General features: G+C 29.4%; 10 protein-coding genes. 2 read left to right on the forward strand and 8 right to left on the reverse strand.

What is annotated here, in order from left to right; all coding sequences use genetic code 11:
* Positions 1-338: 338 nt before the first annotated feature.
* Genes G534_RS0106810 through G534_RS0106820 form a run of 3 tightly spaced genes read right to left on the reverse strand, consistent with a single transcriptional unit; the run spans position 339 to position 3,523 of the window.
* Complete coding sequence (locus G534_RS0106810; protein ID WP_027348444.1) at positions 339-2,015, reverse strand: ribonucleoside-diphosphate reductase subunit alpha; 1,677 nt, start codon at positions 2,013-2,015, stop codon at positions 339-341.
* A gap of 20 nt (positions 2,016-2,035) precedes the next feature.
* Positions 2,036-3,286: a ribonucleotide-diphosphate reductase subunit beta gene (locus tag G534_RS0106815; RefSeq protein ID WP_027348445.1), complete on the reverse strand. Its 1,251-nt coding sequence runs from the start codon at positions 3,284-3,286 to the stop codon at positions 2,036-2,038.
* A gap of 9 nt (positions 3,287-3,295) precedes the next feature.
* Positions 3,296-3,523, reverse strand: a complete 228-nt coding sequence (locus G534_RS0106820; RefSeq protein ID WP_027348446.1) for a glutaredoxin family protein — start codon at positions 3,521-3,523, stop codon at positions 3,296-3,298.
* Positions 3,524-3,961: 438 nt separating this feature from the next.
* On the opposite strand from G534_RS0106820, the gene G534_RS0106825 reads away from it, so the two are divergent.
* Positions 3,962-4,309 (forward strand): phage holin family protein, encoded by a 348-nt coding sequence (locus tag G534_RS0106825; RefSeq protein ID WP_027348447.1) that lies wholly within the window; start codon positions 3,962-3,964, stop codon positions 4,307-4,309.
* 81 nt (positions 4,310-4,390) lie between these two features.
* On the opposite strand, the gene G534_RS0106830 is transcribed toward G534_RS0106825, so the two are convergent.
* From G534_RS0106830 to G534_RS08145, 5 genes are all read right to left on the reverse strand, one after another.
* A complete protein-coding gene (locus G534_RS0106830; RefSeq protein WP_027348448.1) occupies positions 4,391-4,960 on the reverse strand; it encodes a GNAT family N-acetyltransferase in 570 nt (189 codons plus the stop codon).
* Between the two features lie 35 nt (positions 4,961-4,995).
* Positions 4,996-5,568: a uracil-DNA glycosylase family protein gene (locus G534_RS0106835; RefSeq protein WP_027348449.1), complete on the reverse strand. Its 573-nt coding sequence runs from the start codon at positions 5,566-5,568 to the stop codon at positions 4,996-4,998.
* Positions 5,569-5,713: 145 nt separating this feature from the next.
* Positions 5,714-6,655 carry a carbohydrate kinase family protein gene (locus tag G534_RS0106840; protein ID WP_027348450.1) on the reverse strand — a complete coding sequence of 314 codons (942 nt, stop codon included), beginning with the start codon at positions 6,653-6,655 and terminating at the stop codon, positions 5,714-5,716.
* A gap of 8 nt (positions 6,656-6,663) precedes the next feature.
* Positions 6,664-8,112 (reverse strand): sucrose-6-phosphate hydrolase, encoded by a 1,449-nt coding sequence (locus tag G534_RS0106845; RefSeq protein WP_027348451.1) that lies wholly within the window; start codon positions 8,110-8,112, stop codon positions 6,664-6,666.
* Positions 8,112-9,128 (reverse strand): PTS transporter subunit EIIC, encoded by a 1,017-nt coding sequence (locus G534_RS08145; RefSeq protein ID WP_084510123.1) that lies wholly within the window; start codon positions 9,126-9,128, stop codon positions 8,112-8,114. Before G534_RS08145 ends, G534_RS0106845 begins: the two co-directional genes overlap by 1 nt.
* An 86-nt stretch (positions 9,129-9,214) precedes the next feature.
* Between G534_RS08145 and G534_RS0106855 the strand changes: the two genes are divergently transcribed.
* Positions 9,215-9,452, forward strand: a 238-nt coding sequence (locus G534_RS0106855) for a transposase (protein ID WP_027348452.1), incomplete at its 3' end; no start/stop codon positions are given.

A 9,452-nucleotide genomic window follows, 5' to 3' on the forward strand; every position in this document is an offset into this window, starting at 1 on the left:
AAAATAAAAGATGGTTTATCATACAATAGATTTAATCATACAGGAAAACTAAATGTAAGAAGTGAAATAAACCTTTTATCAATAGCCTTAAACTTAAATAAATTATCATCAAAGATAATGAAAAACAATTTAGAAATAATAAAATATAAAGCTGCTTAGAAAAATATTTGTAAAAAAGCATAGCTTTATTAAGTGAGCCTATTTTTAGGTGTCTATATATAAAATTTTGAAAAATCAAAAATTTAAGACTAGACTGTAATGTCTAAATTTAGATATTTAAGAAAAAAGGTGGTGTGTAGACTAAATCTAACTAATCTGCAACACCACCTTTTTACTTATTAAGCTTCACAAGCTAAACATACAGATGTTTGATAGAATTTTTGTGCAGCATTTGTTGAATGTTGGTAATAAAGTGATTTAATACCATTTTCCCAAGCGTATAGATGTAATTCATTTAATTCTTTAGCAGAAGTCTTGGGATTAACCATAATATTTAATGATTGTCCTTGATCTATATATTTTTGTCTTACACTTGCTTGATTAATTACTTCATATTGATTTAATTCAGAGAAAGTCTTAAATACATCTCTTTCATGATCAGATAAATAATCTAAATGTTGTACTGACCCATCGTGATTTCTTATATCTATCCAAGTTTCTCTTGTATCTTTTCCATATTTTTGTAAAACTTCTTTTAAATAAGGATTTTGTACAGTTACTTTAGCTTTGGCAACATCTTTTACATAGTTATTTGACCAAATAGGTTCTATTGATTGAGATGTTTGTCCTAATATGAAAGCTGATGAAGTCGTTGGTGCTACAGCCATTAAAGTAGCATTTCTTCTACCAGTACCTTTCATGAAACTAGGTTCTCCAAATTGTTTTGCTAATTTTTTAGTAGCTTCTTCAGCTTGTTCTCTAATAGTTTTAAATATTTCTTCATTTAATAGACTAGCTTCAACTGATTCAAATGCCATCATCTTAGATTGTAACAAGGAATGCCAACCTAATACACCTAAACCTAACGCTCTATTTTCTACTGCAAAATTATATGCTCTCTTCATAAAATGGAATGCATCTTGATATTCTCTTTCATCAGAATCTCTTAAATCTTCTAATTTATCTATAAAGTCTGTCATAACTGCATCTAAGAAATAAATCATAGTTTCTACGGCATCAGTATCTTTCCATTCATCAAAATGTAGTACATTCATTGAAGATAGATTACATACAAATGACCAATCTTCATTATCTGGTAAAGCTATTTCTGAACATAAATTGGAATGAGTAATTTTTTTATCTTTGTACCATTCAGGTTTATTGTTATTTACAGTATCTGTAAAGAATATATATGGATATCCCATTTCTACACGTCTTTGTAAAAGTTTTGCCCATGTTTTTCTTTTATCTTTATCTCCACCTATCATTCCCAATATCCACTCATCAGAAACCGTTACACCGTGGTTTAGATTTTGTATATCATTACCTTCTGTACCAATTTCTAAAAACTCGTCAATATCTGGATGATCTATAGGTAGATATGGTGCAAATCTTCCACGTCTTGCTGAACCTTGACTTACTGTATCAGTCATTTGTTCGAAAAGTTTCATAAAATGTACTGCACCTGATGAAATTCCATTATTTGTTATAGCAGCACCTCTACCTCTTACATCACCAAAATACCCAGATGTACCACCACCATATTTAGACATCATACCAACTTCACTAGTTGAATATACAATACCACCCATATTATCTGGTACATAAGAACCAAAACAAGATATTGGTAAACCACGATTGTTACCAAAATTAGTCCATACTGGAGTTGATAAAGAATAATATCCCTTACCTAAATATCCATAGAATTTGTCAGAAAATCCTTCTATACCTAATTTTTCTTCAGCTATATCAGCTATTTCTCTTAATCTTTCTTTAGCTGTTTGCCCTTCTCCTAAATATCCACGGCTTAAAAATAGTTGACTATTTTCCGTAAGCCAATAAAATTCTTCTCTCATAAAATCCCCTAATCTATATATTAAAATAAATCATCTGCTGTAATACTTCTTGATCTCTTAGTGTAGTTTACAGATCTCTTTTCAAAGAAATCTACATGTTTAGTAGCAACTACTTCATCATCAAACCAATCTGTTTTCTCAACTTCTTTTTCATCTACATCGAATATTCTTTCAAGTCCAATAGCTTCAAGTGAATTATTTAATCTATTTTTGATAAATTCTTCAACTGTATATCTTGGCATAAATTCTAATTCACCATCTTCAAATATCCAATCTAAGACCTCATGTTCAGATTTATATGCTTCCTTAACTAAATCATATATGTCATTTGCCATTGAATCATCAAACCATTTAGGCTTTTCTTCTCTAATAGTATTTATTAATTCAACACCAAATTCTCCATGTAATTGTTCTTCTTTAGAAGTTGCTTCTATAGCATTTGATATACCACTAAATAAATTACTGTATTTATTAAATGACATTATAATTAAAAATTGACTGAATAAAGAAATATGTTCAACAAATGCTGAAAATAGTAAAATAGCAATTGCATAATCTCTGTCATTACCAGTTCTAGCATATTCATTATGTTTTCTTAAATAATTAACACGATTTCTTAAAGCTGGTATCTCATCGATTTTTTCAAACTCATTGTTTAATCCTAATAATTCTAATAAATGAGCATATGCATCACTATGTCTTACTTCAGATTCAGCAAAAGTATGACCAACATTAGCAAGCTCTGGTTTAGGTAATCTCTTATATAAATCTCCCCAAAATTCTTTAACATCTACTTCAATTTGCGCTATAGCAAGCATTGAGTTTTTAATAGCTGTTCTTTCATGGTCTTTTACATTCACTTTATAATCTTGTATATCTGAAGTATAGTTGTATTCTGTGTGTAGCCAATATGAATGTTGTATAGCTTCTTTATATTTTTCTAACTCTGGATATTCATATGGCTTAAGATTTTTTCTAGGTTTAAATATATCTCTTTTTCTTTCTTGCTTTCTTTCTTCTCTGTATATGATGTATTCTTTTGCAGTACGTGTATGTTTATTTAACATAAGTACTTCTTCTACTTTATCTTGTATAGTCTCTACATCTACACTATCTTGATTAAAAGAATCTACTACTTGATTAGCACTATCTAAAATGTCTTGAGTAGACATTTCTTCTGTTTCATTGTTTGCTTTAGTAATAGCTATAACTATTTTCTCTTTATTAAAATCTACTACTTCACCATTTCTTTTTATAACTGTTTTAATCATCATTAACTCCTAAAGATGTTCCAATATATCGTTGTATTCTTCAAACTCAATAAAGTTGTCATCAATTTCTACTTGAGGTAATTGTCTTAATCCTGCATCAATCAAATGATTTCTAGCATCTTGATTTTCACTTATATTCAATTCGTCATAAGCTATTTTTTTCATATCTAACCATTTTTTTAGCATCATGCATTTTGCGCATCCTGTATTGCTATATACAACTATGTTTTTACTCATTTAAACTCTTCTCCTTATATTTTTATTAATATTATAATGTTACACTATTTTAGTTCTATAATTCAAGTATAAAATATCTATATATCCTACATATAGTTAAAATAAAATATATTCAGCACTATATATAGGTTATATTTATTCTCGTTATATATTTAATATAATTAAAATCCATCTAATATAGTAGAATTACCACATAAAAACCACTCTTTTTATACGCGGAAATTAATAAAAATACTTTATTGTTTTTTACTATTTTAAAAATTTATATAATAATTTTTGTTAATAATTAAAAAATTATTAATAAATACAAGTATTTAGTAGTCCTCACACAGTCTAAAATATACAAATGTTTAAAAATATTATATTTGGTTATATATATAATGTGACATAAATAAAATTTAAATAGTTGTTGGTCACGAACAATTTATAGGAGAAATTATGAATAACAAAAAACAAACAGGAATTATAGGATTTATATTAAGATTAGTTGTATCTATGATAGTTATAGCTATTACTAATATATTAGTACCAGGAATGTCAAACAAAGGCGGAATTGGTAATTTAGCTTTAATAGCTATTGTAATTGCAGTAATCGACTATTTATTAGCTAGATTCTTAGGATTATCAAAAGCTGCTTCTGGTTTAACAGGATTTTTAGTAATGGCTTTAGTTTTATACCTATCAGGTATGGTATTAGATAACTTTAGTGTATCTGTATTAGGTGCATTAATTGGTGGTTTAGTTTATGGTATAGTGGACTCAATTATACCTGGAGATAGACTATAAAATTGTAAATTACAAAATATATTATCGGAGATGTTGATTTTTATCATCATCTCCGATTTTTATGAAAACTATATTATAAGACTAAATAGATTTCTTTTTAGATAAATATTCTTCTCGTAATATACTATATGCTTTTATATCAACTAATTTTCCACTATGGTTTTTAAGTGCTTGCCTTAGGCAACCTTCATAAGTCAAACCAGACTTCAACATGACCCTACCTGAGTTTGGATTTTCTACATCGTGTCTTGCTTCAATCCTATTTACTTCAACTTCATCGAATAAGTACTTGATAACTATTTCGAAGGCTTCATGGACATAGCCATTGCCCCAATAATCATAACCTATTACATATCCAATTTCTATAGACTCAATATCTTCATCAAGGTCGACTACAGAAATAGTCCCTATTACTTCACCATTTTTTAGGCAAATAGCCCATTGGTAAAAATTATCATTTTTATAGCCATCTATCCATTCAGATAAAATCTTTTTTGTCACTTCGACACTCTCGTGTTTCGGCCAAGTAACATACTTACAGACCTTGTCATCAGATGTCCAATTTTTGTAGCTTGGTTTGATATCATCTTTTGTAAATTTTCTTAAAATTAATCTTTTAGTTTCTAGTGTTTTGGTACCTTTATGTTTCATATTAGTCTCTTTTTTACTTAATTTATTTTATATTTCTAAAGTATACTTTTAATCATTTTCTTTAATTGTGGTAAAGTATCTTGTTTGAAGAATGAATTTTTAGCCAACCATCTATTATTTAAAGGACTTGGATGTACTATAGGAAAATATTCTGGCAAATAGTCCTTAAAGTTTTTTACTGTTTCTGTAAGATTTTTCTTAAATTTATCTTTCAGATAAAACTTCTGTGCATAGGCGCCTATTAATATAGTTAGTTTAATATTATTATGCTCTTCTAGTAGGATAGGATGATATTCCTCAGATATAAATTTTCTAGGAGCCTTGTCTCCATTCTTTGCCTTCCCTGGAAAATAAAAGTCCATGGGTATTATTGAAAAATCTTTACCATGTAGGGTGTCCATATTTATCCCAAGCCAATCAACTAGGTTTTCTCCACTTTTGTCGTTAAATAAAATCCCGCTTTCTTCGACTTTTTTGCCTGGTGCCTGACCAATTATTAAAATCTTAGAGTCTTTATTAAACTGAAAAATTGGACCTATTCCCCTGTCAGTATATTTTTTATTTCTAGGATCATTTTTCAATTTTTCAATTATATATTCTACTTGCATGAATCCCCCATTATCGATTATTATAATATCTGTATTTTAACAATTATATAGTTTTTATACAAATGAATATTTAAGGAAAGCAAGACTTGATAATGAAAAAATAGGATGATAATCATCCTATTTTTCTTTTGATATTATTAATATATTATAAATCTTCAACAGATGGATACGAAGCCATCGCCCCATTTTTTGTTACAGAATAAGCTGCAACCCTGTTTGCAAAATCGAGCATATCTTTTACATCTTCTAAAGAATATTTATTTATAGATTTTTTGTTTTTATCTATAAAATTTAATATCCCCCCTACAAAAGCATCTCCAGCTCCAGTAGTATCGATAGCTTCCACTTTTGAAATACTTCTTTCAACCTTAAAATCACCAAATTCTGCATAAGAACCTTTAGATCCACGGGTGATGATTATATTTGAATCAGTAATATTTTTAATAAATTCAATAGCCTTTTCTTCGTCAGAATGACCTGTTATAAATTCTAGCTCATCATCTGAAATTTTAATTATTTGAGCATATTTCACGAATTCTAAAACTATTTCTTTTAATTCGTCAAGGTCATTCCACAAGTTAAATCTCAGGTTTGGATCAAATAAAACTGTAGCACCAACTTCATTAGCTTTTTCTAAAAATCTTTTTGTTGCATATTTTACAGGAGCTTCAATAAGATCTACAGAACAGAATGATATAAGGTCCCCCTTTTCAAGGTCAATAGCTTCTACATGTTCTTCTTCAAGTAGCATGTCTGCACCCGGGTTTCTATAGAAAGAAAACTCTCTTTGTCCATTATCCATAAGAGATACAAATGCTAAAGAAGTATTGGCCTGTTCAGTTTGATATATATATTCATTTTTAACCCCATATGATTTTACTGTATCTATTAAAAAATCTCCAAAAGCATCTTTTCCAACCATTCCTACATAATAAGCTTCAGAACCTAATTTACTTGCAGCAACTGCTACATTTGCAGGCGCACCTCCAGCCATTTTGGTAAATGACTCTACATCTTTCAGACCACAATTTATTTTATTGGGTATGAAGTCTATTAACATTTCTCCAATTGTATATATTTTAGTCATTTCGCCTCCTATAATACAAAACTTTCATCAATACAATCATCTAAATCCCAAGTTTTAACTTTTATTATATTACTTGAATTTACAATTAAATTAATTGAATCATTCTTTTTAAAATACCTGGATGTCAAGGAATACTCCCCTTCATTTATAAATATTTCTATAGAAGAAGTATCTATAAAGATATTTAATTTACTTATATCAATATTTTTAATATATCTTTTTTCAAAGTCTCCATCTATATCTTCAGATGAAAAGCTTTTTCTAGTAAAGATAAATTCATTATTTTCATATTTTAATTCCATTAAAGCTTTTCCATCGTCTAACAAAGTTAAGATTAACTTATCTTGTATATCTTTAATTTCCATTTCCATAGGAACATATATTTCAAGTCTTGTATTTTCATACTCATATGTTTTTTCATTTTTTCTCAAATTTTTATAGGCTTCAACAGGATATTGATATAACTTATTATTCTTTAATTTTAATTCTCTTACCATTGTAAGTGAACCTGACCATTTGTCAGTTTCTGTAGGATAATTTGTGTCAGGAAGACCCATCCAAGCGACTAGATATTCTCTGTCAAACGGATGATTTGCTGTTTGTGAAGCATAAAAATCAAATCCTCTGTCCAATTCTATAAAATCAGATTCTGGGATAAATTCTAACTTTTCTAAGTCTATTTTACCGATAATATAACCATTTTGATAGATATTGTTGAAATATTCACCTTTTGTTTCAAGCCCTTGAGGTGAAAATAGTAAGATATCTTTATCATCCATGCTTATCAAATCTGGACACTCCCACATATATCCAAAATCTTCAAAACCTTTTACCTTCAATTTTCCCTTAAATGTAAAATCCTTATCCGGACTGGTTGACTCATATACTAAGATACAACCAATTTTATCTTTTGTTTGAGCTCCAATTATAATATAGTATTTACCTAGCTTTTCATCATAAACTATCTTTGGATCTCTTTGGTGTTCAGTATAATCTGGATGGGTATCAATTAAAATTTCTTTTTCAGAATATTTTTCACCATCATATTTCACAAGCATTTGTTTAGGGTGTCTAGTATATTCTTCATCCCTGTTATTTCCTGTGTAGTAAATAAATAAGTCATCTCCAACTTGTAAGGCAGACCCACTATAGGCTCCGTGATTGTCTTCATAGGCATTTGGATATATTCCCACACCTTTGTTTTCAAAGTGAACTAAATCATCACTCACTGTATGGTACCAGGACTTTGTTCCATGTATGGCATCAAAGGGAAACCATTGGTAAAATAACTGCCATTTCCCCTTGTAATAACTAAAACCATTTGGATCATTTAACAGTCCTGTCAAAGGCTGCATATGAAACTTTTGTCTATATTTACTTTTATTTATTTCCTTATTTAATAAGTTAAGCTCTTCAAAATCTGAAGAGCTAACTTTTCTATATTTAATTTTTTTCATTATTTTTTCTCTAGCATTTTATCATCATATCCAAACATGTAGGTTAGGACGAATGATACTGCAAAACCTATTAGCATCATAATTACATATTTAGCTATGTTATTTAAGTATAGTAAAGTACCTGGTAAAACAGTAACTGACATACCTGTACCTGCTAGTTTGAAGATTGATCCAAAGAAACCAGCAACTGCTCCACCTATCATTCCCATTACAAATGGTTTGATAAATCTTAAGTTTATCCCAAATATAGCTGGTTCTGTAATACCTAAACTAGCTGATAAAGCTGAAGGGTACGCTATTTGTTTTAATTTTGTATCTTTTGTTTTAACACCTACAGCCAAGCAAGCACCAACTTGTCCTACTGTCGCAGCTGTAATTAAAGCGTTGAATACATTTTCTCCAGTATTTGCAAGTAATTGAACTTCTAAGAAGTTAAATATGTGATGTATACCTGTGATTACTAGTACTTGTTGGATAGCTCCGATTATTATTCCTGATAAACCATATGGTAAAGCTAATATAAATTGTACTGCTTGTAATACTAATTCTTCAAGCGAATGGAATACTGGTCCGATAGCAAATAAAGCTAAAATACTTGTTACTAATAAAGTGATGAATGGTGTAGCAAGTAAATCAATTGCATCTGGTATTACTTTTCTTAATTTCTTTTCAATTGTAGCCCCTATAATTGCTGAAATGAAAGCTGGAAGCACTGTACCTTGATAACCAACAACAGGTACAAATCCAAACATTATAATAGGACTAGCATTTCCTGCAGCAACTTCATAAGCATTTGGTAGTGCTGGGTTAACAAGCATAAGTCCTAAAACAATACCGATAACTGGTGATCCACCAAAAACTCTAAATGTTGACCAGGCAACTAAGGCTGGTAAGAATGCGAAAGCAGTATCAGTAAGTATTTGAGTCCAAAGTAGAAAGTTTTGGCTTATATCTTCAGGAACCATTCCAAATATTTTTAATACTTCTGGTTGAGTAAATAATCCTCTAAGTCCCATAAATAAACCTGTTGGAGACTGTGTAAAATTTTGTGTATAGAAACCTCCTGATTAGGGTAAAGAAAAACTAATTAGGAGGAATTTTTATGCCAAGAAAAAGACCAGAAACAAGACTAAATAAAATAACTAAAATGTTACTAGAAGAATATCAACCAGAAACTGCTCAGGATTTACAAAATGCACTTAAAGACCTTTTAGGTGATGCAATAGAACAAATGCTTAAATCTGAACTTGATGAGCATCTAGACTATGAATATGGACAAGCTCCATTATCACTAAACACTAGAAATGGATCAAGTAAAAAGACTGTTAAATCTTCATATG

The sequence above is a fragment of the Helcococcus sueciensis DSM 17243 genome (assembly GCF_000423145.1).
GTDB classification, from domain to species: domain Bacteria; phylum Bacillota; class Clostridia; order Tissierellales; family Peptoniphilaceae; genus Helcococcus; species Helcococcus sueciensis.